Origin of the sequence: Rhodanobacter sp. Col0626, from assembly GCF_049994385.1 — a bacterium.
Lineage (GTDB): Bacteria > Pseudomonadota > Gammaproteobacteria > Xanthomonadales > Rhodanobacteraceae > Rhodanobacter.
This window is the reverse complement of sequence record NZ_CP188260.1, coordinates 1,212,147-1,235,864: the sequence shown is the minus strand read 5'-3', so window position 1 is coordinate 1,235,864 and position 23,718 is coordinate 1,212,147. Positions and strand designations below refer to the sequence as shown.

The window sequence follows — 23,718 nt, the reverse complement described above, 5'->3', positions numbered from 1 at the left end:
GTCAGGACAACCACCTGAAGACCATCACCAGTCCGTAAGCCAGCAGCGCGGTGATCGGCAGGGTCAGGATCCATGCCCACACCATGCGCTCGACCACCGACCAGCGGATCGCGTTGAAACGCTTGGCCGCACCCACGCCCATGATCGAGGCGGAGACGTTATGGGTGGTGGACACCGGGATGCCGAATGCGGAGGCAATGAGGATCACCAGCGCGGAACTGGTCTCCGCTGCAAAACCGTTGATCGGGTGCAACTTGACCATCTTGTGGCCGAGGGTCTTGATGATGCGCCAGCCGCCACCGGCGGTGCCGGCGGCCATGGTGAGGGCGGAGACCACTTTCACCCACACCGGAATCTCGAAGCCGCCGGCCGGGTCCCCATTGATACGCAGGAAACCCAGCCATGCCGGCAGCTGGTCGAACTGATGAGCGGCGGTGGCGCCGGCCAGCGCCAGCGCGATGATGCCCATGCTTTTCTGCGCATCGTTCATGCCGTGCGCCACGCCCATCGCGCTGGCCGATACGATCTGCGCCTTGCCGAAAAAGAAGTTGACGAACGGCGTGCGCCCGAACCGTCGCGACCAGCCGTGCCGGTTGGCGAACCACGCCAGAAGCGCGTAGAGCGCCCCCATCAGGATGAAACTGATGACGAAACCCGCCGCGGGCGACAACACCATCGGGATGATCACCTTGGGGATCACGCCCTGGCCTTTCAGCAGGCTGCCCTGTACCCAGATAACCGAATCGATGTTGTTGCCCGAAGCCGCCAGCGCCGCACCTACCAGCGAGCCGACCAGTGCGTGGCTGGAGCTGGACGGCAGGCCAAGCCACCAGGTGATCAGGTTCCACACGATCGCGCCAAGCAGGGCACAGATCAGCAATTGCGAACTCATGTCGATCACGCCGGCGTTGATCAGCCCGGAAGCGATCGTGGCCGCCACCGCGGTACCCATGAATGCGCCCAGCAGGTTGGTGACCGCCGCCAGCAACACGGCTTGTCCCGGCGTGAGGACTTTGGTGGCCACCACCGTGGCGATGGAATTGGCGGTGTCGTGAAAGCCATTGATGTAGGTGAACGCCAGCGCGATCAGCACCACCACGATCACGGTGCTCATGCGCGGCTCCCCGCGGCCACGCAGGCGGCCGGCGGCATCGCGATCGGGCAATGCGAAATGCACAGGGTCACGGCGGCGGCCTCAGGAGTTCTTCAGGACGATCGAATAAACGATGTTGCCGACGTCGCGGCATTTGTCGATGGCCTTCTCGATCAACTCGAACAGGTCCTTGGCCAGCACCGCGCGCATCACGTCGCCACCCTCGACGTACAGCGTGCGGTACGCCGACAGCAGCATGCGGTCGCCTTCCGATTCCAGCGCCTGCAGGCGGTCCTGCAATTTCTTCAACGGGTCGATGCGCAGGCCGCGGCGCAGTTCGCCGATCATCTCGGCGACAACGGCGCTGGAACGCTCCAGCACCAGCGCGCGCTGGGCAAAATCCACCCCGACAAGCCGATCGGCCACGATCTCGTAGCGTTCGGCGAACTTCTCGATGGTCTTGGGGATTTTGTACAACGCGGAATTCAGCGCCTCGATGTCTTCGCGATCGAGTGCGGTGACAAAGGTGTTGACCAGCCCTTCGCTGATCTGTGCGGCAAGTTCCTTTTCGCGCGCACGGGTGGCGGTAAAGGCCGCCATCACCGAGCGCTGGTCGGGCTTGGTCAGCAGTTCGTGCAGGGCCTTGGCACTTTCGCAGACAGTGGCGGCGCTTTGTTCGAGCAACCCGTAGAACTTGTCGCCTTTGCCGAAAATCGTCTGCAGTGAAAACATGCTGGCCATGCCTGAGGGAGCGGGATGACGGGAATGTTACAGGACTGCCGCACTGCCCCGCAGCAATGCATCCCGGCCCTTGCAGGGTGACGGATCAGGGCGATGGCGTTGAACCGGTCGGGGCATCGCTTACACTGTGCCCATGCGCCCTCCTCCATCTACACCGCGATGCTGACTGAAATCGCGCTCGTCTTCGTGCTGGCCCTGTGCAATGGCTTCTTCGCCTTGTCGGAGATGGCCCTGGTGGTTTCGCGCAAGGGCCGCCTGAAACAAATGGCCAGGACCAGCCGCAAGGCCGCCACCGCGCTGCGCCACGCCGAGGCCCCGGAGCACTTCCTCTCCACCGTGCAGGTGGGCATCACCCTGGTGATGCTGATCACCGGTGCGGTGGCCGGCGATGCACTGGGCGGCCACATTGCCGACGCCCTGCGTGGCGACCGGCTGACGTGGCTGCTGCCGTACGCACGGGTCATCGGCATCGTGCTCGGCTTCGTGCTGATTTCGTTTATCCAGATCGTGATCGGTGAACTGGTGCCCAAGCGGCTGGCATTGTCGGCACCGGAGAAGGTGTCGTCCTATGTGGCGATCCCGATGCTGGTGTTGTCGCGGCTGACCGCGCCATTCGTGTGGCTGCTGAACATATCGAGCAACCTGTTGCTGCGCCTGATGCGGGTCAACCAGCACGGCCGCGGTGTAGTGACCGAGGACGAGATCCGCCTGCTGGTGGCCGAGAGTGCCGAACAGGGTGTGCTAGACCCTGACGAACACAACATGGTCAATCGCGTGCTGCGCCTGGGCGATCGCACGGTGGACAGCGTGATGACCCCGCGCATGCGCATCGCCTGGCTGGACACCGCCGCGACCCGCGAGGAAAACATCGAGGTGCTGCGGGAAACCCCGTATTCGCGCTACCCCGTCTATCGCGGCGACGAGAGCGAAGTGGTCGGCGTGGTCGAGGTCAAGCGCCTGCTGCACGGCTTTGCCGAAGGCCGCCCGCCGGAGCTGTTCGATCACCTGTCCAAGCCGCTGTTCGTGCCTGCCACGGCGCGAGCGCTGGATCTGCTGGAGGAATTCCGCGACGCCGAGACACCGCTGGCCCTGGTGGTGGACGAGTACGGCGACATCGAGGGCGTGGTCACCGTCAACGACCTGCTGGCGGCGGTGGTCGGCGCCAGCCAGATCGGCCACGGCAACGGCAATGAGGACAGCCCGATCATGCAGCGCGCGGATGGCAGCTGGCTGATCGATGGCAGCCTGTCCACCGACGACCTGCGCGAACTGCTGCAGATCGGCGAACTGCCCGGTGAAGACGAACACGATTTCCGCACCGTCGCCGGCATGGTGATGACGGCACTCGGCCACGTGCCACAGACCGGCGAAGTGTTCGCCTGGCGCGGCATCCGCTTCGAAGTGGTGGACCTCGACGGCGCCCGCATCGACAAGCTGCTGGTAACGCCTGCGCCGTCGCTGGAACCATCCGACGACGAGCAGTAGGGGGGATTGGCTCCTCCCCCTGCTTGGCAGGGGGAGGCCGGGAGGGGGTAGCCCGAGCTTGCCCAAAACTGAAATCAAAGGCGAACCCCTCCCCAGCCCTCCCCTGCTTGCAGGGGAGGGAGCAAGGCGGGTTACTTGCTGCCCTTCGCCAACCCTGCCATCCGCTGCGCGTCCGCCAATATCCCGTGCAACACACGCAACTCGCGTTCATCAGGTTGCGCACGCTGAAACAGCTTGCGCAAACGCAGCATGATCGTGGTCGGCTCGCGGCCCTTGTGGAACTCGATATCCTCCAGCGTCTGCGCCAGATGGCGGTAGAACTGCTCCATCTGCGCCGCATCGGCCGGCGGCTCATCGTGTTCCGGCGGTGCGGCGGGCAACGCGTCACCGAGCATCGTCATGCGCAGTTCGTAGGCCATCACCTGTACCGCCTGCGACAGGTTGAGCGAGCTGAAATCGTCCACGCTGGGAATGCGCACCATCGCGTGGCAGCGCGCCAGCTCCTCGTTCTCCAATCCGGTGCGTTCGTTGCCGAACACCAGTGCCACCTGCTCGCCGCGCGCGGCGGCCGCCAGCACCTGCTGCGCCGCCTCGCGCGGAGAAATCTCCGGCAAGTTCACGCCGCGCCGGCGCGCCGACAGGCCCAGGGCCAGGCTGCTGCCGGCGAGGCCGTCGACCAGGTCCGCATGGATGCCGGCGCTGGCCAGCACGTCGTCAGCGCCGGCCGCGAGCGCGTTCGCCTCGGGATCCGGGAACCGATACGGCTTCACCAGCTCCAGCCGCTCGAAGCCCATCGTGCGAATCGCCCGCGCGGCGCTGCCGATATTGCCCGGATGTGAGGTGCGCACCAGCACGTAGCGGATGCGGGCGGCCAGATCGTGGAGGTCGGTCATGCGTAGAGCGGCTTGGCGATGGAAACGTCCAAGGATAGTGGACGCGGGGCGGTCCAGCCTCACCTCTGCTAGAATCGCCGGCCGCAACCCTGCTCTCTTCCAAAGTCGAAACCATGGCCAGACCACACGTCACGATCGCGGCGCGCGCCGCGCGTTCTGCAGGCAACGTGATCCTGCGCTACATGAACCGCATCGACGGCCTCAACATCGTCGAGAAGCAGCAGCTGGATTTCGTCTCTGAGGTCGACAAGCTGGCCGAGGCGGAAATCATCAAGGAGCTGCGCCGCGCCTACCCCGACCACGCGATCCTCGCCGAGGAAAGCGGTGCGACCGGCAAGGGTCCGCTGACCTGGGTGATCGATCCGCTGGACGGCACCCACAACTACCTGCGCGGCATCCCGCATTTCAGCGTTTCCATCGCGCTGCTGGAAAAGGGTGTGCCGATCCACGCCGTGGTGTTCGACCCGTTGCGCGACGAGCTGTATACCGCCAGCAAGGGCGACGGCGCCTACCTCAACGACCGCCGCATGCGCGTCAGCAAGCGCGAGAATCTGGGCGGCGCGATGATCGCCACCGGCTTCCCGTTCCGTCAGCGCGAGCATCTGGTGCCGCAGTTGGACATGACCCGCGCGATCCTCGGTCAGGCTGAAGACATCCGCCGCTCCGGTTCCGCCGCACTCGATCTGGCCTACGTCGCCGCCGGCCGTTACGACGGCTATTTCGAGATCGGCCTGAAGCCGTGGGACATGGCTGCCGGCGTACTGCTGGTGCACGAAGCGGGTGGTCGCTACTGCGATTTCGCTGGCCGCGACGGCATCCCCGCCAGCGGCAACATCATCGCGGGCAATCTCAACGTGGCCAAGGCCATGGTCGACGCGATCGGGCAGCAGGCGACGCCGGGGCTGCTCAAGGCCTGATGCCTGCGGTGGTCGGAACGAACGAAGGCGCCCGCAAGGCGCCTTCGCCGTTTCAGGGCGCCGCTTCGCCGGACTCGCGCAGAAATTCGCGCAGGAACGGCACCGTGATCCGCCGCTGTGCCGCCAGCGAAGCCTGGTCCAGCTTGTCGAGCAGGTCGAGCAGTGCTCCGAGGTCGCGCGCGTAGCGGGCAAACAACCAGTCCAGCACCACCTCATCCAGCTGGATGCCGCGCAGCGCCGCCTGATTCTTCAGTACGTCGCGGCGCTCGGCATCGTCCAGCGGCTTGAGCGAAAACTGGGTGCACGCACCGAGTCGCGAGCGCAGGTCCGGCAAACCCAAGGCGAGATGCGCCACCGTGGCATCGGCCGCGAACAGCAGCGAGGTCTTCTCGGCGCGTGCGCGGTTGTACAGGTCGAATAACGCGTGTTCGGCATCGCGATTGCCGGCGATCACTTGCAGATCGTCCAGCGCCAGCAGCTCGCTGCCGGCGACGCCGCGGATCGCGGCGGCATGGTCGCCCAGGCTGGCCAGTGGCAGGTATTGCACGGTGCGGCCGGTCGCGCTGGCGGCATGACAGGCGGCGATCAGCAAATGGCTCTTGCCGCTGCCGATCGCGCCATGCAGGTATACCCATGGCGCACCGGACTGCTGCGCCAGCGTCTGCACCGCCGCCAGCGCGGCGGCATTGCCGCCGGCGTGGAAATGTTCGAAGCGCTGGCGACGCGGCCAGCGCAGGGCCAGCGGCAACTGCGGAATCATGGCGCGGCCCGGTCATCCTGCGGTGATTTGACGACGGTTTCGGTCTCGATGCCGCCATCCTGGTGCACCGTGACGTCCACTTCGGCGATCACCGGATCCTCCGGACCTTCCTGGTTGTACAGCTCGCTCATGCGGTAGCGTTCGAGCAGATAGCGCAACAACACCATGATCACCGACGCCGCCGGCAGGGCCAGCAGCACGCCGAGGAAGCCGAACAGATAACCGCCAGCCAGCACCGCGAAGATCACCGCCACCGGATGCAGGCCGATCTTGTCGCCAACCAGCTTGGGCACCAGCACGTAGCCTTCCAGCAACTGGCCGATCACGAACACGCCGCAAACAAGCAGCACGTGTGTCCAGTCGCCGTATTGCACGAGTGCCGCCACGATCGCAGCGACAAAGCCGATGATGAAACCGAGATACGGCACGAAACTGAGCAGGCCGGCGACCATGCCGATCAGCGGCCCCACGGTTAACCCGACGACACCCAGGCCGGCGCCGTAGAACACGCCCAGTGCCAGCATCACCAGCAACTGGCCGCGAACGAAGGCGCCAAGGATCTTGTCCGACTCACGCGCCAGATGCGCAATGGTCGGCTGGATCGAACGCGGCAGCATGCGATCGATCGTGGCCACCAGGCGGTCCCAGTCGCGCAACAGGTAAAACGCCACCACCGGAATCAGCACCAGATTGGTCAGCCACAGCACGACGCCGAGCCCGGAACGCGACACCTTGCCGAGCACGGTCGTGGCGATGCCACCAATCGAGCCGATGTGTGCCTTGATCGCCGCCAGCAACCGATCGCTGTCGAACGTGTGCGGATCCAGGTGCAGCCGCGCCTGCAGCCACGGCCACGCCACGTTTTGCGCCCATTCGCCGTAGCGCGGCAGGTTGTCGATCAGGTTTTCGATCTGTCGCGCGATCAGCGGGATCAGCAGCAGCAGCACACCGCCAACCACGACCAGCAACACCACGAAAACGATCGTGGCCGCCCAGGTCCGGTTCAATCCGTAACGCTCCAGCCGATCGGCCAACGGATCGCCGAGATAGGCAAGCATCGCGGCGACTGCAAACGGCATCAGTACCGGCGCCAGCAGCCAGATCAGATACACGATGACGGCCGTGATGGCGAACAATTGCCAGCGGCGGGAGATGTCGGTCGTCATGGGTGCGCTCATGCGGATAGGGAAAGCTGACTCGGCCAGATTCGGCCGTAAATATCGAAAGCGCGAACGTGCGGCCGATGGCCGCGTGTACTCGGCACGATGGCCTGCGGACTCAATGCAGCCAGCGCAGGTTGGCGTCGGCACCTGCGTGCGGTTCACCCTGCAACAACAGGTGCCCCCCGGCGGCGAGATTCGCCGCGAGCCCGCTCATCGGCACGGATGCCTTGACGTACAGCAGCACGGCGTCGTTCTGCGCCCCCAGCGTCGCCACCTGCTTGATCGAGGCGTCGCCCTGGAGCGTCGACAGCATGGCGGCGTAATCGGTGGCCGAATTGAGGCCGCTGACCCACAACTTGCCCTCGCTGGTGCCTGCGCCGATCACATTGAGCTGCTTGCCGATGCGATCGACCATGCCCTTGCCGGCGTCGCCGAGCATGGCGTCCTCGGTTGCGCCGTGGCCACTCCAGCGCTGCGGCTGGCCACCGGAGATCAGCGTCCAGTCGGCACTGTCATCGTGCAACTTGCCCAGCAGAACCAGGCCCGTGTGGTATTGCTGATTGATCGTCGCCAATGCAGCGGGATCGGCAGTGGCGACCTTCGCCACATCCAACGAGTTCGCGTCGTCCGGGTAGGCGACATTGGTACCGCGGGCTGCCGCTGCCGCGGCCAGGCTGGTGAGCGCCGTGCGGTCGAGCAAATTGCCGTCGGTGCCCTGGACCAGCAGCAGTACCGGCGGCTTGATACCCGCGCTGGTGGCGCCCAGCGAGGACACCAACCGGCGGACCGAGCCGGGCTCGAAGTCCACATTCAGGATCAACCCGGTCGCCGCGCGCTGATACTGGAATTTCTGCACGATCGAACCGGCCTTGCCCAGCGCATTGCCATAGCCGGCATTGCTGCGCAGATCCTGGCCGCCCGCCACGCGGGTCAACACCTGCCCGAGCGCGGTGGCAAATGCCTGGTCGCGCTGTGCATCACTGGTGTCGGTCACCGGCACGACGACCGAATACGGCGAGCCGGAATCCTGCGCATGCAACGGCGGCAGTGCGGAAAAACCCAGCAGCAGGGTGATGATCAACAAGCGGGACAGGCGCATGGACGTGGGCATCTTCAGGGGAAAGCTCACAGGAAGTCTGCCCAATCACGCCTCCAGCGTCCATCGAAGACGTCACCGGATCCGCGAATGACGCAAATCCGGGCCGGTTTCCGTTCCCCGAACTGCTAAACTTGCGCGTTTCGCCCACGCCGGTTCTCGCCATGTCTGACGCCCTCACCTACCGCGCCGCCGGCGTCGATATCGACGCCGGCAATGCGCTGGTCGAACGCATCAAGCCGCTGGTCAAGCGCACCTTCCGCCCCGAAGTGATGGGCGGGCTGGGCGGCTTCGGTGGTCTGTTCGATCTCAGCGGCCGTTACAAGGAGCCAGTGCTGGTCTCCGGTACCGATGGCGTCGGCACCAAGCTGAAACTGGCGCAGGTGCTGAACCGCCATGACACCATCGGCATCGACCTGGTCGGCATGTGCGTCAACGACGTGCTGGTGCAGGGCGCCGAGCCGCTGTTCTTCCTCGATTATTTCGCCACCGGCAAGCTGGACGTGGAGACCGCCGTGGCCGTGGTCGGCGGCATCGCCAAGGGATGTGAGCTGGCCGGCTGTGCCCTGATCGGCGGCGAAACCGCCGAGATGCCGGACATGTATCCGCCGGGCGAATACGACCTGGCCGGCTTCACCGTGGCCGCGGTGGAAAAATCGCAGATGCTGACCGGACAGGCCATTGTTGCCGGCGACGTGGTGCTCGGCGTGGCCTCCAGCGGGCCGCATTCGAACGGCTATTCGCTGGTTCGCAAGATTCTCGAACGCGCCGGCAACCCACTGGACATGGACCTCGGCGGCGTGAAGCTGGCCGATGCATTGATGGCACCGACCAAGATTTACGTGAAGCCGATGCTGGATCTGCTCCGCGCACAGCCGGAGATCCACGGCATGGCCCACATCACCGGCGGCGGCCTGAAAGAGAACATCATCCGCGTGGTACCCGACGGTTTGGGCATCGCACTGGAGGCGTCCGCCATCGTGCTGCCACCCGTGTTCGACTGGCTGATGCGCGAAGGCAACGTGGCGCGCGAAGAAATGTGGCGCACGTTCAATTGCGGCGTCGGCTTCACCGTGATCCTGCCGCGCGATGCGGTCAACGCGACATCCGCGCTGCTGGCTGGGCACGGCCTGGCCAGTTCGGTGATCGGCGAAATCGTCGCTGCACAGGGCGATGAGCGCGTGCGCATCGGTTGAATCGCTCCGTGCCAACCACACCTGTCAGGATCGCCGTACTGGCCTCCGGACGCGGCAGCAATCTTGCCGCGCTGCTTGCCGCGCGCGAGCGTGGGGAATTGTCGGCCGAATTCGTGCTGGTCGGCAGTGACAAGGCCAGTGCCGGCGCACTGCGGCTCGCTGAAGCGGCGAACATCCCCACCCTGGCGCTGGATCCGCGCAGTTATCCGGATCGGCGCGCGTTCGACCTCGACCTGTTCACGCGCATCGCCGCCAGCGGCGCCGACCTGCTGGTGCTGGCCGGTTTCATGCGCATCCTCGACGGCGAAGCGCTGACGCCGTGGATCGGCCGAATGATCAATATCCACCCATCCCTGCTGCCTAAGTACCGTGGCCTGCACACCCATCGTCGCGCGCTGGAAGCCGGCGACGTCGAGCACGGTGCCAGCGTGCATTTCGTCACCGCCGAGCTCGACGGCGGGCCGGTGATTGCGCAGGCGCAGCTGGCGATCGGCGCTGACGACGACGAGCAACAGCTGGCGCAGCGACTGTTGCCGCTGGAACACCGCCTGCTGCCGGCGGTGGTGAACCTGTTGGCCAGCCAGCGCCTGCAATGGGATGGCCAGGCGCCACGATTCGATGGACAGCCCCTGTCAGCGCCGCTGGTGCTGGGCGTTGACGGATTGCGACTGGCGGAGTGATCCCCGGTTCAGCCCGACACTTGCAGACTCCGCGCATGACTATCCGAAACCTGTTTGCTCCCCTGTTCGGCCTGGGCCTGCTGCTTGGCACACAGGCCGCCCTGGCCGCCACGCCCGGCGCCTTCACCGCCACCTATAACGTGTCGCAAGGCGGCGAACCGATGGGCGTCGCCACCGTCAGCCTGCGCGCTGCCGACCATGGCGAATGGGTCTATCGCAAGGACGTCAAGGGCACCGGCGGCCTCGCCGCCATGCTCGGCGCCAGCACCAGCGAGAATTCGCGTTTCCGCTGGAAGGGCGATGTGCCCGAGGCCGTCAGCTACGACTATCAACTGCAGGCCGCCATCAAGAACAAGCAGCGGCACATGGCGGTCGACTGGGCGAAGCAGCAGGTGAGCGTCGACGAGGGCAAGGGCCCGCAGACCTATCCAAGTCGCGCCGGCATGGTCGAACGCAACACGCTGGCATTGGCGCTGGGCTTGGCGTTGCGCGAAGGAAAACAACAGGTCGCACTGCCGGTCGCGGTACGCCAGGAAGTGCAAACGCAGAACTTCAAGGTGACCGGAAAGGAAACCGTCAAGGTTCCCGCCGGCAGCTTCCACGCCGAGCGGATCGACCGCACCGATGCCGACCGTGGCTTCAGCGCCTGGTATGCGCCCGATCGCTATCCGTTGCCGGTGAAGTTGTCACAGCACGATGGTGGCGACCTGACCATGGAACTGGTCAGCTATCACGCCAACTGAGCTGCAGGCCACGCATCGCGCAACCCGGAAGATCCGGACGCTGACCCCGCCCGAATCCTTCCCTGCACAGGGGAGCAAAAGCTTCGCCTCGGGTGTTGCTCAGGTCGGCAGGCGGCGGATCTTCGCGCCGAGCACGCCGAGTTTTTCCTCGATGTTCTCGTAGCCGCGGTCGATGTGGTACACGCGGTCGACGATGGTATCGCCCGTCGCAACCAGCCCTGCCAGTACCAGACACGCCGAAGCGCGCAGGTCAGTGGCCATGATCGGCGCGCCGCTCATCTCGCTCACGCCCTGCACGATCGCGGTATTGCCTTCCAGCCGGATGTCCGCGCCGAGCCGTTGCAGTTCGTGTGCGTGCATGAAGCGGTTCTCGAACACCGTCTCGGTGACCACACCGGTGCCCTCGGCGACACAGTTGAGCGCGGTGAACTGCGCCTGCATGTCGGTCGGAAAAGCCGGATACGGAGCCGTGCTGATGTTGACGGCTTTCGGACGACGCCCGCCCATGTCCAGCTCGATCCAGTCGTCACCGGTGGAGATGTGCGCACCGGCCTCTTCCAGTTTGGCCAGTACCGCGTCCAGCGTGTCGGCGCGGGCGTGCCGTGTGCGCACCTTGCCGCCGGTCATCGCCGCGCCGACCAGGAAGGTGCCGGTTTCGATGCGGTCAGGCAGCACTTCATATTCGGCGCCATGCAATCGCTCGACGCCATGGATCACCATCGTGGAGGTGCCGACACCCTCAATTTGCGCCCCCATCGCCATCAGGCAGTAGGCCAGGTCGACCACCTCGGGTTCCTGCGCGGCGTTCTCGATGATGGTGGTGCCCTGCGCCAGCGTGGCCGCCATCATGATGTTCTCGGTGCCGGTGACGGTGACCATGTCCATCACGATGCGGGCACCCTTGAGCCGCTTCGCCTTCGCCTTGATGTAACCGTTCTCGACCGTGATCTCGGCGCCCAGCGCCTGCAGGCCGCGAATGTGCTGGTCGACCGGACGCGAACCGATCGCGCAACCACCCGGCAGCGACACCTCGGCCTGGCCGAAGCGCGCCACCAGCGGACCGAGTACCAGGATCGAGGCGCGCATCGTGCGGACCAGGTCGTATGGCGCGACGCAGGTATTGGTGGTGCGCGGGTCGACATGCATCTTCATGCGGTCGTCCAGCACCAGCTGCACGCCCATCTGGCCGAGCAGCTCGATAAACGTGGTGACGTCGTGCAGATGCGGCACGTTGCCGATGCTGACCGGCTCGTCGGCCAGCAGACAGGCGGCCAGGATCGGCAGTACCGCATTCTTGGCGCCGGAAATGCCGACCTCGCCATGGAGCGGAGTACCGCCACTGATCAGGATCTTGGCCATCGTTGTCCTTCAATAAATCGGAGGGGGAAGTGCAGCTGCGGCCATCACTGGCGCGCCGCGGCTTCCTCGGGTGTCAGGGTTTTCAGCGCCAGCGCATGGATCGCGCCGCCCATCAGCTCGCCCAGCGTGGCGTAGACCAGCCGATGCCGCGCCAGCGGCAGCTTGCCGGCGAACTGGCTGGCGACCACGGTGGCCTCGAAATGCACGCCATCGGCCCCGCTGACGTCGGCTTCGGCACCGGGCAGGCCTTTTTCGATCATTGCCTGGATGCTGGCTGAGTCCATCGTGGGGTCTTTCCTGCGAGAGCATGAGTCGATGTGGCGTGATTCTCCGGATACCGGAGTTCATTGCGCTGACTTATGACGTTAAAATGCGAATATGCCATGGTAATGGAAATCCGCTGGCGCAGAAACGACAGCGTTCCCGATCGGTACGACTGAAGCCCTCGCCACGGCGACAGGAACACCCGATCCAGTCCTTCCTCGAGTCCTCATGAACGCACGCATCGCCCCGCCCGCCCCGATCAACCTGGACCCGGATGCCATCACGCGCAGCGCGCGCACGGTGATCGCCACCGAGGCCGCTGCGGTCGGGGCGCTGGAGTCGCGGATCGGGCCGGCGTTCGCCGAAGCCTGTCGGCTGATCCTGGCCTGCAAGGGCCGCGTGGTGGTCAGCGGCATGGGCAAGTCCGGCCACATCGGGCGCAAGATCGCCGCCACCCTCGCCTCCACCGGTACGCCGGCGTTCTTCGTGCATCCGGGCGAAGCCAGCCACGGTGATTTGGGCATGATCCTGCCACAGGACGTGGTGTTGTCGATCTCCTATTCCGGCGAGACCGATGAGCTGCTGTTCATCCTGCCGGTGATCAAGCGCCAGGGCATTCCGCTGATCGCGATCACCGGTCGGCCGACCTCCTCGCTGGCGACCCAGGCGGACGTTCACCTGGACGGCAGCATTTCGAGCGAAGCCTGTCCGCTGGGGCTGGCGCCAACCACCAGCACCACCGTGGCGCTGGTGTTGGGCGATGCCCTGGCGATCGCGCTGCTGGAGGCACGCGGCTTCACCTCCGACGACTTCGCCCGCTCGCACCCAGCCGGCGCGCTGGGCCGACGCCTGCTGCTGCACATCGCCGACGTGATGCACAAGGGCGACGACGTGCCGCGTGTCTTGCCCGATGCCAGCCTCACCGCCGCCCTGGTCGAAATGACCCGCAAACATCTGGGCATGACCGCCGTCGTCGATGCCGAACAGCGTTTGCTCGGCGTGTTCACCGATGGCGATCTGCGTCGTGCGCTGGACGATGAAGGCGTGGACCTGCGTGGTGCCACCGTGTCCGAACTGATGACCCGTGGTCCGAAAACGATCGGTGCTGACAAACTGGCGGCCGAAGCGGCGCAATTGATGGAGAAGTACCAGATCCACGCGTTGCTGGTGGTCGATGACGAACAACGCGTGGTCGGCGCGTTGAACATTCATGATCTGCTCCGTGCCCGCGTGGTCTGATCGTCCTTTTCGTCCGTCTCCGAACCGAGCTTATTTCCTCCCATGTCCCCAGCCGATTTCCCCGCTGATCTGCTTGCCCGCGCCGCCAGGATCCGACTGGCGGTGTTCGACGTGGACGGCACGCTCACCGACGGCCGCCTCTGGTATGGCGAGGACGGGCGCGAGACCAAGGTGTTCCACGTGCATGACGGGCTGGGCCTGAAACGGCTGCAGGCCAACGGCGTGCAGGTGGCGCTGATCACCGCACGGATCAGCCACCCGGTCGCCTTGCGCGCCGAGGAACTGGACATCGCCCACGTCTACCAGGGCCAGGGCGACAAACGCCGCTGCCTGCTGGAACTGCTCGACGCGCTGCACCTGACGCCCGAACAGGCCGCCTTTGTCGGCGACGACCTGCCCGACCTGCCGCCGATGCATCTCTGCGGCCTGGCAGTGGCGGTGGCCAACGCTCACCCCTGGGTCGTCGAGGCCGCGCACTGGCAAACCGGCAAGGCTGGCGGCATGGGCGCCGCACGCGAGGTGTGCGACCTGATCCTGCACGCGCAGGGCCATGACGAAGCCGAGCGGGAGCGCTGGCAGTGAGCTTCCGTCGCTGGCTGCGCGACCGGCGCCTGCCGGCCGCGACCCTGGCCATCGCGCTCGCCGCTGGCGCGGGCCAGTTGCTGCTGTGGTGGTTCGGCCCGGCGGCAAAGACCAGCGACTTCGTCGGTCCGCCGCGCTCGGGTTACACCCTGACCAACGCAAAAATGACCGAGTACAACACCGAAGGCCGGCCCAGCTTCCACCTGCAGTCGCCACTGCTGGAGCGTCGTGAGGGCGACGAATCGCTGTACCTCAACTCACCGACCTTTCAATTGCCGGCCAAACAGGGCGCCGGCGTACCGGACTGGCAGGGCGAATCGCTCTATGGCTGGGTCAACAAGGCCGGCACCCTGCTCAAACTGCAAGGCCCGGTGGTGATGCACCGGCCGGCGTTCGATGCCACCCCCGCGACCGACATGCATACCTCCGACGTCACCGCCTGGCCAAAGGAAAACCGCCTGGAAACCGCGGCGCCGGCGCGGATCGTCCAGGGAGCCTCTACAATCAGCGGGGTCGGCATGCGCGCCAACCTCACCAACAAGCATCTGGAGTTGCTCGATGACGTCCACAGCACGTTCATGCCAACCAAATCGCGCCATTAAGCTGGCGCTCCTGGGTCTTGGGCTGGTCATGCTGCAGCCCGCTCTTGCCCGCAAGGACGACCGGCAGCAACCGGCCCACATCGCATCGAAGTCGTTCGACGCGACCCAGGCGGCCAATGGCGTCATCCACTACAAGGGCAGCGTCCTGCTCACCCAGGGCACGCTGAAGTCGACCGGCGCCCTGGCCACGGCCTACCTCGATGCGGACAACAGCGTCACCCGGGTCGTCATCACCGGCACGCCAGCGCATATCGAACAGCTCGACGACAGCGGCAACCTGATGCAGGGCGATGCCGCCACCATCGACTACGACAACGTCAAACAGGTCGCCGTGCTGACCGGCAACGCGTCGGTCAAGCAGAAAGGTCGCGGCGACGCCCACGGCGACAAGCTGACCTACAACACCCAGACCAGCCAGATGACCGGCGAAAGCAACGGCGACGGCATGGTGCACATGACCTTCCTGCCGAAGCCGAAGCCTGCAGAGCCGGCTACCCCGGCTCCCGCCAAGCCGTCGGCACCGGCGCCCAGCTCGACCTCCGCGCAGGAAAAACCCTAAGTGCTCTCCGCCGAAGGTCTGCAGAAAAGCTTCAAGGCCCGCCAGGTCGTGCGTGATTTCGGCTTCTCGATCCGCGAGGGTGAGGTGGTCGGGTTGCTCGGCCCGAACGGCGCCGGCAAGACCACCTGCTTCTACATGGTGGTCGGCCTGATCGAAGCCGATGCCGGCAGCATCAAGCTGGACAAGCAGGACATCACCCGCCTGCCGATGCACTCGCGCGCCAAGCTGGGCATCGGCTACCTGCCGCAGGAGGCCTCGGTGTTCCGCCGGCTCAGCGTGGCTGACAACATCATGGCGGTGCTGGAATTGCGCGACGGCCTCAGCGCACAGCAACGCGACAGCGAACTGGAAAACCTGCTGGACGAGCTGAAGATCGCGCACATCGCCGGACAGAAGGGCATCAGCCTGTCCGGTGGCGAACGTCGCCGGGTCGAGATCGCCCGCGCGCTGGCCGCCCAGCCGCGCTACATGTTGCTGGACGAGCCATTCGCCGGCGTCGATCCGATCTCGGTCGGCGAAATCCAGCGCATCGTGCGGCACCTGAAGGAGCGTGGCATCGGCGTCCTGATCACCGATCACAACGTCCGCGAGACATTGGGCATCTGCGACCGGGCCTACATCCTGAACGATGGCGAGGTGCTCTCCCGCGGCACGCCGGCACACATTCTCGCCGACGAACGCGTGCGTGAGGTCTACCTGGGGCGCGAATTCCGCCTCTGAGATACCTGTCGAGGCTCCCTTACGCCGGGCGCGGCTATGGCCGCTCCCGCGGGCACGCGCTACGATGGACCGACTTCATTCGATCCGGCTGGCATGAAACCCGCATTACAGTTTCGCCTCCATCAACAGCTGACCCTGACGCCGCAACTGCAGCAGGCGATCCGTCTGTTGCAGCTGTCGCAGCTGGAGCTGGAAGCCGAATTGCGGCAGATCGCCGAAAGCAATCCCCTGCTGGAATTCGCCGAGGAAGTGGAAGACGACGAGAGTCTGGATAGCGCGGCGGAAAGCGAATACTCGAACTCGGAAACCACCGCTGTCGCCAGCGGCAGCGAAAACGACAACGACGAGATCGGCGATTGGGCGGACGGTGGCGGCGTTGCCGAGGCACCAATCGACTTCTCCAGCAGCGTCAGCAGTGGCAGTGGTTCGCGCGGCGACGACGATTTCGAACCACAGAATGCCGCGCCGGAAACCCTGCAACAGCATTTGTTGTGGCAGCTCAACCTGGTTTCGTTCAATCCCCGTCAACACCTGATCGCCACCGTGCTGATCGATGCGCTGAATGGCGCCGGTTACCTCGCCGAAGGGCTGGAGTCGGTACTTGCGGCCTTGCCGGCCGACCTCAACGCCACCCTGGAGGAAGTCGACGCCGTGCGCCGGCAGCTGCAGGGCTTCGACCCGGCTGGTGTGGGAAGCCTCGACCTGCGCGACTGCCTGCGCGTGCAATTGGAGCAGTTCGATCCGGACACGCCGCAGCGCGAACTGGCTTTGCGCATTGTCGATACCGAACTGGAATTGCTCGCACGCAACGACATCGCCCGCCTCGCGCGTCGCCTGCGCGCCAACGAGGACGACATCGCTGCTGCCTCGGTACTGATCCGCAGCCTCGACCCTCGTCCCGGCGCCGCGCTCGACGCCACTCCCGTGGAATATGTCGCACCGGATGTCTATGCGTTGCGTGATGGCGGCCGCTGGCGGGTCAGCCTGAATCCCGATGCGCAGCCTCGGCTGGGCCTGAACCAGCACTACTGCGGCTTGATCGCCCAGGCGCGTGGCGAGGACGCCAGCTGGATGCGCGGCCAGTTGCAGGAAGCCCGCTGGCTGATCAAGAGCCTGGAATCGCGCGCCGAGACCCTGCTGAAAGTGGCCGACGCGATCGTGCGCCGGCAGAGCGCCTTCCTCGACTACGGCCCCGAAGCCATGCACCCGCTGGTGTTGCGCGAGGTGGCCGAGGAAGTGGGCATGCACGAATCCACCATTTCACGCGTCACCACGCGCAAGTACATGCACACGCCGCGCGGCACGTTCGAGTTGAAGTATTTCTTTTCCAGCGGTGTATCCACCGAAGATGGTGGCAGCGCTTCGGCCACTGCCATCCAGGCCATGCTGCGCAAGCTGATCGACGCCGAGGACACCCGCAAGCCGTTGTCCGACCTGGCGATTGCCGAGCAGTTGCAACGCAAGGGAATTCAGGTCGCCCGCCGCACTGTCGCCAAATATCGGGAGGGATTGCGCATTCCCACGTCCAACGAGCGTCAGCGCGCCAGCTGACCTGCCGTGTTTGTCTGCACGGGAACTTGGTTATCGCAAAAGCGTTCCCATACCTGTAGAGGATGATTGACGATGTACCGTCGCCACATCGGCCGCGGTACGTCCAGCCCGCCGCGAAAAGCGGCACTGCACCACCAGAGGAGGCGCCCCATGCAATTCCAACTCAGCGGCCAGCAGATTGAAGTCACCCCGGCCCTGCGCGACCACGCCACCGCCAAGCTCGACCGCTTGACCCGCCTCGACGACAAGCTGCTCAGTCTCGCGATCGTATTGTCGGTCGACAAACTGCAGCAACGCGCCGAAGGCACCCTCGGCGCGATCGGCGCCACCCTGCATGCCGAGGCCGTCGAGGCCGACATGTACGCGTCCCTCGACGTACTGTTCGACAAACTGGTCAACCAGTTGCGCAAACATCGCGAAAAGGTCAGCGACAAGCACCAGCGCGAAGCCCGCGAAGAGCGCCAGTACGGCTGAACACCGCCGCTTTGCGCTTCGCCACGGCCCGCCCGATCAGGGCGGGCCGTTCTCCCTCTGAACACGCTAATCCGCCCAAGCTGGCACAATGGCCGTGCCGTCGCAAAGGTCCACCGGACCCCGTCATGCGGCGCCAAGGACCGGGTTTTGGATCGGATCAGCGCGCGACAACTCTACGATGGCGTCCACGAACGCATGGCCCTGCGCTGGGTATCCGGCATGCGCGGGGAATCGCGCGTGCTCGAGCCAGGCGCCGCGCAGGCACGCCGCCCGTCGTTGATCGGCTACCTCAACGTCATCTATCCGAACAAGATCCAGATCATCGGCTCGGAAGAACTGAATTTCCTCGACGGGCTCGATTCGCGCCAGCGCTGGGAAGTCATGCACAAGATCGCCGCTTACCAGCCGGTGGCGCTGATCGTGACCAAGGACCAGACCGTACCGGCCGACCTGCGCGAGGTTGCCGAGGAAACCAACACGCCGTTGTGGATCAGTCCCAAGCGCGGGCATGAATTGCTGACCTACATGCAGTACCACCTGGCACGGATGCTGGCGGCGAAAACCACCCTGCATGGGGTGTTCCTGGAGGTGTTCTCGATCGGCGTGCTGATTACCGGCGAGGCCGGTTCCGGCAAGAGCGAGCTGGCGCTTGAACTGATCAGTCGTGGCCACCGGCTGGTCGCCGACGACGCCACCGAATTCACCCTGATCGCGCCCGACGTGATCGACGGCAGCTGCCCCGAACTGCTGCAGGACCTGCTGGAAGTCCGTGGCCTGGGCGTGCTCAACGTGCGCGAGATGTTCGGCCACATGTCGGTCAAGACGTCCAAATACCTGCGTCTGGTCATCCACCTCAAACCGATGCGCGACGGCGAGGAAACCGATGCACTGACCCGCCTCACCGGTGACATCGGCCATCGCGAAATCTTCGATGTCCAGGTTCCCATGATCACCATACCGGTGGCCTCGGGACGCAACTTGTCGGTGCTGGTCGAGGCCGCCGTGCGCAGTCACGCGCTGAAGAGCAAGGGCATCGATCCGGCACAGACCTTCATAGATCGGCAGGCGCACCAGCTGCGCCGCCTGCCCCCATGGTGAATGCATGAGCGACAACGACACTCCCCTGCTCAACCCGCTGGTCGATCCGGCCGAGATACACCTGATCGTGCTCACCGGCATGTCCGGCGGCGGCAAGACGGTGGCCTTGCGCGCGCTGGAGGACCTGGAGTTCTACTGCGTCGACAACCTGCCTTCGGCGTTGCTGCCGCAGCTGGTCAACGCGGTGATCGAAGGTCACAGCAAGCATCGGCGCATCGCGGTCGGTGTCGACGTGCGCAATCGCGGCACGGATTTCGCGCACATGCCGACCGTGCTGTCAGGCCTGGCGGCCGCCGGTGTGCAGGTGCACCTGATCTTCCTCGATTGCCGCGACGAAGTACTGATCAAGCGCTACTCGGAAACCCGTCGCCGTCATCCGCTGGCGGCGCGCGGCCTGTCCCTGGCCGACGCGATCGCCGAGGAGCGCAAGCTGTTGCGCCCGCTGATGGCGATTGCCGAAAAGGTGATCGATTCCAGCGAACTCAACGTGCACCAGCTGCGCCGGCTGGTTGCCACCGGTTTCGCCCAGGCGACCGAGGGACTCACCCTGATGTTCCAGTCGTTCGCGTTTCGTCGCGGGTTGCCGCTGGACGCGGATTTCGTGTTCGACGCACGTTGCCTGCCCAATCCGCACTGGCATGCGCATCTGCGACCGCTGTCGGGCAAGGACGCACCGGTGCGCGACTTCCTCGACGCCGAGCCGCTGGTGGGCGAATACTTCGTCGATACTGCGCGCTGGCTGGATGCCTGGCTGCCACGTTTCGAACAGGACGATCGCAGTTATTTGACCATATCGGTCGGCTGCACCGGCGGAAGGCACCGCTCGGTCTACCTGGTCGAAAAGCTCGCCGCCTATTATCGCGACCGTCGCGAAGGCGTCCTCACCTTCCATCGCGAACTCGAATGATGACCATGTCGCCGATCCGTACCTTCATCGCAGGCCGACACGCATGAGCGTCGGCGTGCTGCTGATGACGCACGAGGCAGTCGGCCAGGCGCTGATTTCCGCTGCGCATCATGTGATGCCCAAGCTGCCACTGCAGGTGGCCGCGGTGGAAGTGCCGCCGAGCGCGGACCCTGACGTGATGCGCACGCTCACCGCGCACCATGCGCGCGAACTCGACCACGGCGATGGCGTGCTGATCCTGGCCGATCTGTACGGCGCCACTCCGTGCAATATCGGACTTTCGCTCAGCGCGCTCGGCGTACATCTGCGCTGCGTTTCCGGCCTCAACCTGCCGATGCTGCTGCGCGTACTCAACTATGCGGAGAAACCGCTGGACGAACTGGCCGAGATCGCGGCCAGCGGTGGCCGCGGCGGAATTTTCATCGACCATGCCTGACTTTCATCATGCTTGAACAAGACGTCGTCATTTCCAACCGGCTGGGGCTGCACGCCCGCGCCTCGGCCAAACTGGTGCAACTGGTACAAGGTTTCAAATCCACGGTATGGCTGGTGAGCAAGGGCCGCGAAGTCAATGCGCAAAGCATCATGGGCGTGATGATGCTGGCCGCCGGCCTCGGCAGTCCGCTGACCATTCGCGCCGACGGTCCGGACGAGGCATCCGCGCTGGCGGCCGTGGCTGCGCTGTTTGAGCGCAAGTTCGACGAGGGAGCATGATTGGTATGGGATTGGGAATTCGGAATTCGCGATTCGTTGGAAGCAACCTGCAGGCAGACGGGCAGTGCGCCGTCGGTTTCATGCTGCCAGCTTTTCCGAATCCCGAATCCCCAATCCCCAATACCAGCTCCGCGAGGGGCCCGAAGTGAGGCACCTGCTCACCGGCACCGTCGCTGCCCACGGCATGGCACTGGGACGTGCCCGGCTGGTGCAGCCCAGCCGCTACACCGTCGATACCCGGCCGCTGGCCGAGGAAGAAATCGAGGTCGAACTGCAGCGACTGCATCAGGCGCTGGACACCGCGCGGCAGGAATTGCGCGAACTGCGCGGCAAGCTGCACGGTGCGCTGGCACGCGAGGTCAACGAGTTCATTGACGCGCACAGTCTGCTGCTCGACGACGCCGAGCTGCTTCGCGGACTGGACGATCTGGTGAAAGTCGGCCACTACCGTCCCGGCGCAGCGCTGAAAAAACAGCGTGACCGCCTGTCTGCCGTGTTCGAGGCCATGGACGATCCGTACCTGCGCAGCCGCAAGGAGGACGTCGAGCAGGTGATCAATCGGGTGATCTCCGCGCTGCAGCGCCAGACCAGCCCGGAGGAACGCAAACTTGCCGCGCGAGTCGGCGAGATCCTGATCGCCGACAACATCGCTCCCGGCGACATGGCGCAACTGGCCGGCAATGGCCTGCTTGGCGTGGTCGCCAGTTCCGGCAGCGCGTATTCGCACAGCGCGATCCTGGCGCGCAGCCTGGGCCTGCCGATGCTGGTGGGCACGCGCGATGCACTGTCCAATATCCACGACGACGATTTGATCCTGCTCGACGCCGAACGTGGTGAAGCGGTGGTGCATCCGACCGCTCAGGACCTGTCGCGTTACCGCGCCTGGCAGCGCGAAGCGGCCATCGAAGGCCGGCGCCTGGCCAAGCTCGCCAACGCACCCACGCGCACCCGCGATGGTGTCGATATCGGCTTGCTGGCGAACGCCGAAACCTCGATCGACGTGGCGATGGCGCGCGCCCGCGGCGCCGACGGCGTGGGCCTGTACCGCACCGAATTCCTGTTTCTCAAGCACAAGGGCCTGCCCTCGGAAGACGAACAGTTCATCGCCTACCGCGACCTGGTGATGGGCATGGGCGGCCTGCCGGTCACCATCCGCACACTGGACCTCGGCGCGGACAAGGCCGACGCCGCCGGGCTGTCATTGCGTGGCGAGGACAATCCCGCACTCGGCGTGCGCGGCGTGCGGTTGTCGCTGCGTTACCCGGCGGTATTCACCACCCAGATCCGCGCGATCCTGCGCGCCGCCTGCTACGGCCCGGTGCGCGTACTGGTGCCGATGGTGACCCAGCCGGACGAATTGATCGCGGTGCGTACGCTGTTCAAGCTGGCACGACAGGATCTGAAGCGCGAGAACATCGACCTGCCGGAGAAGCTGCCGCTCGGTGCGATGATCGAGGTGCCCGCAGCGGCGATCAATGTGCGTGCGCTGCTGGAATACGCCGACTTCCTCGCGATCGGCACCAACGACCTTGCCCAATACGTGCTTGCTGCCGACCGTGGCAACGATGCATTGGAGAACATCTACAACCCGCTGCAACCGGCCCTGCTGCGACTGCTGTCGCATGTGATCAGCGCTGGCCGCCGCGCGAAGAAACCGGTGAGCCTGTGCGGCGAGATCGCTGGCGACGTGAACTTCACCGCCTTGTTGCTGATGCTGGGGCTATGCGAATTCAGCATGCATCCCGGACAGATCCTGCAGGTGCGCGACCGCCTCGCCACGCTCGACCATGCCGAGCTGCGCCGCCACGCCGCAAGGCTTCTGCGTGTGCATACACACGAGCAGGCCGAGGCCTTGTTGAACGACGTCGTGAACGCGTCGGAAGCCTTGAACCAGTGTGCGGGTCGCGAACGGCCCGTTGCCTGACGGGCTCGATCAGCGCCGAGGTCCGCTGGCATCGCCGCCGCCTACGTCAATGCTGTCCAGAAAGGCATCCAGCAACGCACCACGATATTTCTGCCGGTGCAACAGCAACGACAGCTTGCGTTGCAGGTCCAGAAACGGGGTCTTCAGCGCCTTCAGTCGTCCTGTCGCCAGCGCATCTGTCACCGCCACCGCAGGCAGGCAGGCGATGCCTAATCCGGCAACCACGGCTTGCTTGATCGCCTCGATCTGATCGAGCTCAAGCACGGTTTCGCCGGGCGGCAGCTGCGCCAGCACGCGCTCGCTGGTTGCACGCGTGGCCGAGCCGGGCTCGCGCAATACCCAACGTGCGCCGGTGAAATCCGTGGGTTTCAGGCCACGCTTGCGTGCCAGCGGGTGTTCCGGCGGCGCACACACCACTAGCAGATCGTCGCGCCACGGGCGCACTTCGAGTTGCGGATGAGTCACCGGTCCCTCGACGCAGCCGATGTCCAGGCTGTGGTCGAGCATCGCCGTGGCGATCGTCTCGGTGTTCGCCACGCGCAAGCGGATCGCCACCTGCGGATGGGCGCGTACGAATGCGCCAAGCAGCTCGCCGACCCGATAATTGCCCACCGTATTGCTGGCGCCGATGCGCAGTTCACCGCTCAGCGCGGCACCGTCCTCGCGGCCGCGTCGGCCGAATTCGGCGTGCCGCTCCAGCAGCTCCTGCGCCAGCGGCAGCAATTCGCGACCACGTGCATTCAGGCGCAACCGACCGCGCTCGCGTGCGAATACCGGTGCATCCAGCTGCCGTTCCATTTCCGCCAGCGCCATGCTGGCCGCCGGCTGGGTGAGGTGCAGGTATTCGGCAGCGGCCCGCATGCTGCCATGCAGGGCGATCTGCACGAAGACCTCGAGCTGTCGCGGGCTGATATTGATCATCAGTACATCTTATACAACTCATCACATATTCCAAATT

Annotated in this window: 26 protein-coding genes; 17 read left to right on the top strand and 9 right to left on the bottom strand. The window is 65.2% G+C overall.

Annotated features, from left to right (window positions below; translation table 11 throughout):
* Window position 1: 1 nt before the first annotated feature.
* Window positions 2–1,114: an anion permease gene (locus ACPPVV_RS05000; RefSeq protein WP_426702373.1), complete on the bottom strand. Its 1,113-nt coding sequence runs from the start codon at window positions 1,112–1,114 to the stop codon at window positions 2–4.
* An 81-nt stretch (window positions 1,115–1,195) separates the two neighbouring features.
* Entirely contained in the window at window positions 1,196–1,825 is a 630-nt protein-coding gene (locus tag ACPPVV_RS04995; protein ID WP_426702372.1) for a DUF47 domain-containing protein, read from the bottom strand.
* 168 nt (window positions 1,826–1,993) lie between these two features.
* On the opposite strand from ACPPVV_RS04995, the gene ACPPVV_RS04990 reads away from it, so the two are divergent.
* Complete coding sequence (locus tag ACPPVV_RS04990; protein WP_426702371.1) at window positions 1,994–3,319, top strand: hemolysin family protein; 1,326 nt, start codon at window positions 1,994–1,996, stop codon at window positions 3,317–3,319.
* 131 nt (window positions 3,320–3,450) lie between these two features.
* Here ACPPVV_RS04990 and ACPPVV_RS04985 read toward each other — a convergent pair whose 3' ends face one another.
* Window positions 3,451–4,212 (bottom strand): RNA methyltransferase, encoded by a 762-nt coding sequence (locus ACPPVV_RS04985; RefSeq protein WP_426702370.1) that lies wholly within the window; start codon window positions 4,210–4,212, stop codon window positions 3,451–3,453.
* 113 nt (window positions 4,213–4,325) lie between these two features.
* On the opposite strand from ACPPVV_RS04985, the gene ACPPVV_RS04980 reads away from it, so the two are divergent.
* Window positions 4,326–5,129: an inositol monophosphatase family protein gene (locus tag ACPPVV_RS04980; protein ID WP_426702369.1), complete on the top strand. Its 804-nt coding sequence runs from the start codon at window positions 4,326–4,328 to the stop codon at window positions 5,127–5,129.
* A gap of 52 nt (window positions 5,130–5,181) precedes the next feature.
* Here ACPPVV_RS04980 and hda read toward each other — a convergent pair whose 3' ends face one another.
* The 3 genes from hda to ACPPVV_RS04965 form a co-directional block, all read right to left on the bottom strand.
* Window positions 5,182–5,889 carry a DnaA regulatory inactivator Hda gene (hda, locus tag ACPPVV_RS04975; protein ID WP_426702368.1) on the bottom strand — a complete coding sequence of 236 codons (708 nt, stop codon included), beginning with the start codon at window positions 5,887–5,889 and terminating at the stop codon, window positions 5,182–5,184.
* The gene (locus ACPPVV_RS04970; protein WP_426702367.1) at window positions 5,886–7,055 is read right to left on the bottom strand and encodes an AI-2E family transporter; all 1,170 of its coding nucleotides are present in this window, start codon (window positions 7,053–7,055) and stop codon (window positions 5,886–5,888) included. Before ACPPVV_RS04970 ends, hda begins: the two co-directional genes overlap by 4 nt.
* Window positions 7,056–7,167: 112 nt before the next feature.
* Window positions 7,168–8,151, bottom strand: coding sequence for a DUF2066 domain-containing protein (locus ACPPVV_RS04965; protein ID WP_426702366.1), 984 nt, complete (start codon window positions 8,149–8,151; stop codon window positions 7,168–7,170).
* A 161-nt stretch (window positions 8,152–8,312) separates the two neighbouring features.
* Here ACPPVV_RS04965 and purM point away from each other — a divergent pair, with 161 nt between their 5' ends.
* From purM to ACPPVV_RS04950, 3 genes are read left to right on the top strand one after another with little or no spacing between them, the layout of a single operon-like run.
* Window positions 8,313–9,344 (top strand): phosphoribosylformylglycinamidine cyclo-ligase, encoded by a 1,032-nt coding sequence (gene purM, locus ACPPVV_RS04960; protein WP_426702365.1) that lies wholly within the window; start codon window positions 8,313–8,315, stop codon window positions 9,342–9,344.
* A gap of 8 nt (window positions 9,345–9,352) precedes the next feature.
* Window positions 9,353–10,024 (top strand): phosphoribosylglycinamide formyltransferase, encoded by a 672-nt coding sequence (gene purN / locus ACPPVV_RS04955; protein ID WP_426702364.1) that lies wholly within the window; start codon window positions 9,353–9,355, stop codon window positions 10,022–10,024.
* A 35-nt stretch (window positions 10,025–10,059) separates the two neighbouring features.
* Complete coding sequence (locus ACPPVV_RS04950) at window positions 10,060–10,767, top strand: DUF3108 domain-containing protein (protein ID WP_426702363.1); 708 nt, start codon at window positions 10,060–10,062, stop codon at window positions 10,765–10,767.
* Window positions 10,768–10,866: 99 nt separating this feature from the next.
* Here ACPPVV_RS04950 and murA read toward each other — a convergent pair whose 3' ends face one another.
* Both murA and ACPPVV_RS04940 read right to left on the bottom strand, forming a co-directional pair.
* Window positions 10,867–12,126, bottom strand: a complete 1,260-nt coding sequence (murA, locus tag ACPPVV_RS04945) for a UDP-N-acetylglucosamine 1-carboxyvinyltransferase (protein ID WP_426702362.1) — start codon at window positions 12,124–12,126, stop codon at window positions 10,867–10,869.
* A 44-nt stretch (window positions 12,127–12,170) separates the two neighbouring features.
* Complete coding sequence (locus ACPPVV_RS04940) at window positions 12,171–12,410, bottom strand: BolA family protein (protein WP_426702361.1); 240 nt, start codon at window positions 12,408–12,410, stop codon at window positions 12,171–12,173.
* A gap of 208 nt (window positions 12,411–12,618) precedes the next feature.
* On the opposite strand from ACPPVV_RS04940, the gene ACPPVV_RS04935 reads away from it, so the two are divergent.
* The 12 genes from ACPPVV_RS04935 (at window position 12,619) to ptsP (ending at window position 22,760) form a co-directional block, all read left to right on the top strand.
* Window positions 12,619–13,629 carry a KpsF/GutQ family sugar-phosphate isomerase gene (locus ACPPVV_RS04935; protein WP_426702360.1) on the top strand — a complete coding sequence of 337 codons (1,011 nt, stop codon included), beginning with the start codon at window positions 12,619–12,621 and terminating at the stop codon, window positions 13,627–13,629.
* A 42-nt stretch (window positions 13,630–13,671) separates the two neighbouring features.
* On the top strand, window positions 13,672–14,211 hold the full coding sequence (locus tag ACPPVV_RS04930; protein ID WP_426702359.1) for a KdsC family phosphatase: 540 nt from the start codon (window positions 13,672–13,674) through the stop codon (window positions 14,209–14,211).
* Complete coding sequence (lptC, locus tag ACPPVV_RS04925; protein ID WP_426702358.1) at window positions 14,208–14,813, top strand: LPS export ABC transporter periplasmic protein LptC; 606 nt, start codon at window positions 14,208–14,210, stop codon at window positions 14,811–14,813. The genes ACPPVV_RS04930 and lptC overlap by 4 nt, the downstream gene beginning before the upstream one ends.
* 28 nt (window positions 14,814–14,841) lie before the next feature.
* Window positions 14,842–15,372 carry a lipopolysaccharide transport periplasmic protein LptA gene (gene lptA, locus ACPPVV_RS04920; RefSeq protein ID WP_426702357.1) on the top strand — a complete coding sequence of 177 codons (531 nt, stop codon included), beginning with the start codon at window positions 14,842–14,844 and terminating at the stop codon, window positions 15,370–15,372.
* Window positions 15,373–16,092 (top strand): LPS export ABC transporter ATP-binding protein, encoded by a 720-nt coding sequence (lptB, locus tag ACPPVV_RS04915; protein ID WP_426702356.1) that lies wholly within the window; start codon window positions 15,373–15,375, stop codon window positions 16,090–16,092.
* 93 nt (window positions 16,093–16,185) lie between these two features.
* Window positions 16,186–17,643 (top strand): RNA polymerase factor sigma-54, encoded by a 1,458-nt coding sequence (locus ACPPVV_RS04910; RefSeq protein ID WP_426702355.1) that lies wholly within the window; start codon window positions 16,186–16,188, stop codon window positions 17,641–17,643.
* A 150-nt stretch (window positions 17,644–17,793) separates the two neighbouring features.
* Complete coding sequence (hpf, locus tag ACPPVV_RS04905; protein ID WP_426702354.1) at window positions 17,794–18,117, top strand: ribosome hibernation-promoting factor, HPF/YfiA family; 324 nt, start codon at window positions 17,794–17,796, stop codon at window positions 18,115–18,117.
* A 195-nt stretch (window positions 18,118–18,312) separates the two neighbouring features.
* On the top strand, window positions 18,313–19,215 hold the full coding sequence (gene hprK, locus ACPPVV_RS04900) for an HPr(Ser) kinase/phosphatase (RefSeq protein WP_426703168.1): 903 nt from the start codon (window positions 18,313–18,315) through the stop codon (window positions 19,213–19,215).
* A gap of 4 nt (window positions 19,216–19,219) precedes the next feature.
* Window positions 19,220–20,122: an RNase adapter RapZ gene (gene rapZ / locus ACPPVV_RS04895; RefSeq protein WP_426702353.1), complete on the top strand. Its 903-nt coding sequence runs from the start codon at window positions 19,220–19,222 to the stop codon at window positions 20,120–20,122.
* Window positions 20,123–20,165: 43 nt separating this feature from the next.
* Window positions 20,166–20,558 (top strand): PTS sugar transporter subunit IIA, encoded by a 393-nt coding sequence (locus ACPPVV_RS04890; RefSeq protein WP_426702352.1) that lies wholly within the window; start codon window positions 20,166–20,168, stop codon window positions 20,556–20,558.
* A gap of 8 nt (window positions 20,559–20,566) precedes the next feature.
* The gene (locus ACPPVV_RS04885; protein WP_426702351.1) at window positions 20,567–20,836 is read left to right on the top strand and encodes an HPr family phosphocarrier protein; all 270 of its coding nucleotides are present in this window, start codon (window positions 20,567–20,569) and stop codon (window positions 20,834–20,836) included.
* A gap of 145 nt (window positions 20,837–20,981) precedes the next feature.
* Window positions 20,982–22,760 (top strand): phosphoenolpyruvate--protein phosphotransferase, encoded by a 1,779-nt coding sequence (ptsP, locus tag ACPPVV_RS04880; RefSeq protein ID WP_426702350.1) that lies wholly within the window; start codon window positions 20,982–20,984, stop codon window positions 22,758–22,760.
* Between the two features lie 9 nt (window positions 22,761–22,769).
* Here the strand turns inward: ptsP and ACPPVV_RS04875 are convergent, their stop codons facing one another.
* Entirely contained in the window at window positions 22,770–23,681 is a 912-nt protein-coding gene (locus tag ACPPVV_RS04875; RefSeq protein ID WP_426702349.1) for a LysR family transcriptional regulator, read from the bottom strand.
* Between the last annotated feature and the right edge of the window lie 37 nt (window positions 23,682–23,718).

What these genes read in the sequence shown, in the direction of transcription:
- ACPPVV_RS05000 (WP_426702373.1), bottom strand. Translation starts at nt 1,114, where the DNA reads ATGAGCACCGTGATCGTGGTGGTGCTGATCGCGCTGGCGTTCACCTAC.
- ACPPVV_RS04995 (WP_426702372.1), bottom strand. Translation starts at nt 1,825, where the DNA reads ATGTTTTCACTGCAGACGATTTTCGGCAAAGGCGACAAGTTCTACGGG.
- ACPPVV_RS04990 (WP_426702371.1), top strand. Translation starts at nt 1,994, where the DNA reads ATGCTGACTGAAATCGCGCTCGTCTTCGTGCTGGCCCTGTGCAATGGC.
- ACPPVV_RS04985 (WP_426702370.1), bottom strand. Translation starts at nt 4,212, where the DNA reads ATGACCGACCTCCACGATCTGGCCGCCCGCATCCGCTACGTGCTGGTG.
- ACPPVV_RS04980 (WP_426702369.1), top strand. Translation starts at nt 4,326, where the DNA reads ATGGCCAGACCACACGTCACGATCGCGGCGCGCGCCGCGCGTTCTGCA.
- hda (WP_426702368.1), bottom strand. Translation starts at nt 5,889, where the DNA reads ATGATTCCGCAGTTGCCGCTGGCCCTGCGCTGGCCGCGTCGCCAGCGC.
- ACPPVV_RS04970 (WP_426702367.1), bottom strand. Translation starts at nt 7,055, where the DNA reads ATGACGACCGACATCTCCCGCCGCTGGCAATTGTTCGCCATCACGGCC.
- ACPPVV_RS04965 (WP_426702366.1), bottom strand. Translation starts at nt 8,151, where the DNA reads ATGCGCCTGTCCCGCTTGTTGATCATCACCCTGCTGCTGGGTTTTTCC.
- purM (WP_426702365.1), top strand. Translation starts at nt 8,313, where the DNA reads ATGTCTGACGCCCTCACCTACCGCGCCGCCGGCGTCGATATCGACGCC.
- ACPPVV_RS04950 (WP_426702363.1), top strand. Translation starts at nt 10,060, where the DNA reads ATGACTATCCGAAACCTGTTTGCTCCCCTGTTCGGCCTGGGCCTGCTG.
- murA (WP_426702362.1), bottom strand. Translation starts at nt 12,126, where the DNA reads ATGGCCAAGATCCTGATCAGTGGCGGTACTCCGCTCCATGGCGAGGTC.
- ACPPVV_RS04940 (WP_426702361.1), bottom strand. Translation starts at nt 12,410, where the DNA reads ATGGACTCAGCCAGCATCCAGGCAATGATCGAAAAAGGCCTGCCCGGT.
- ACPPVV_RS04935 (WP_426702360.1), top strand. Translation starts at nt 12,619, where the DNA reads ATGAACGCACGCATCGCCCCGCCCGCCCCGATCAACCTGGACCCGGAT.
- ACPPVV_RS04930 (WP_426702359.1), top strand. Translation starts at nt 13,672, where the DNA reads ATGTCCCCAGCCGATTTCCCCGCTGATCTGCTTGCCCGCGCCGCCAGG.
- lptA (WP_426702357.1), top strand. Translation starts at nt 14,842, where the DNA reads ATGCTGCAGCCCGCTCTTGCCCGCAAGGACGACCGGCAGCAACCGGCC.
- ACPPVV_RS04910 (WP_426702355.1), top strand. Translation starts at nt 16,186, where the DNA reads ATGAAACCCGCATTACAGTTTCGCCTCCATCAACAGCTGACCCTGACG.
- hpf (WP_426702354.1), top strand. Translation starts at nt 17,794, where the DNA reads ATGCAATTCCAACTCAGCGGCCAGCAGATTGAAGTCACCCCGGCCCTG.
- hprK (WP_426703168.1), top strand. Translation starts at nt 18,313, where the DNA reads ATGGCCCTGCGCTGGGTATCCGGCATGCGCGGGGAATCGCGCGTGCTC.
- rapZ (WP_426702353.1), top strand. Translation starts at nt 19,220, where the DNA reads ATGAGCGACAACGACACTCCCCTGCTCAACCCGCTGGTCGATCCGGCC.
- ACPPVV_RS04890 (WP_426702352.1), top strand. Translation starts at nt 20,166, where the DNA reads ATGAGCGTCGGCGTGCTGCTGATGACGCACGAGGCAGTCGGCCAGGCG.
- ACPPVV_RS04885 (WP_426702351.1), top strand. Translation starts at nt 20,567, where the DNA reads ATGCTTGAACAAGACGTCGTCATTTCCAACCGGCTGGGGCTGCACGCC.
- ACPPVV_RS04875 (WP_426702349.1), bottom strand. Translation starts at nt 23,681, where the DNA reads ATGATCAATATCAGCCCGCGACAGCTCGAGGTCTTCGTGCAGATCGCC.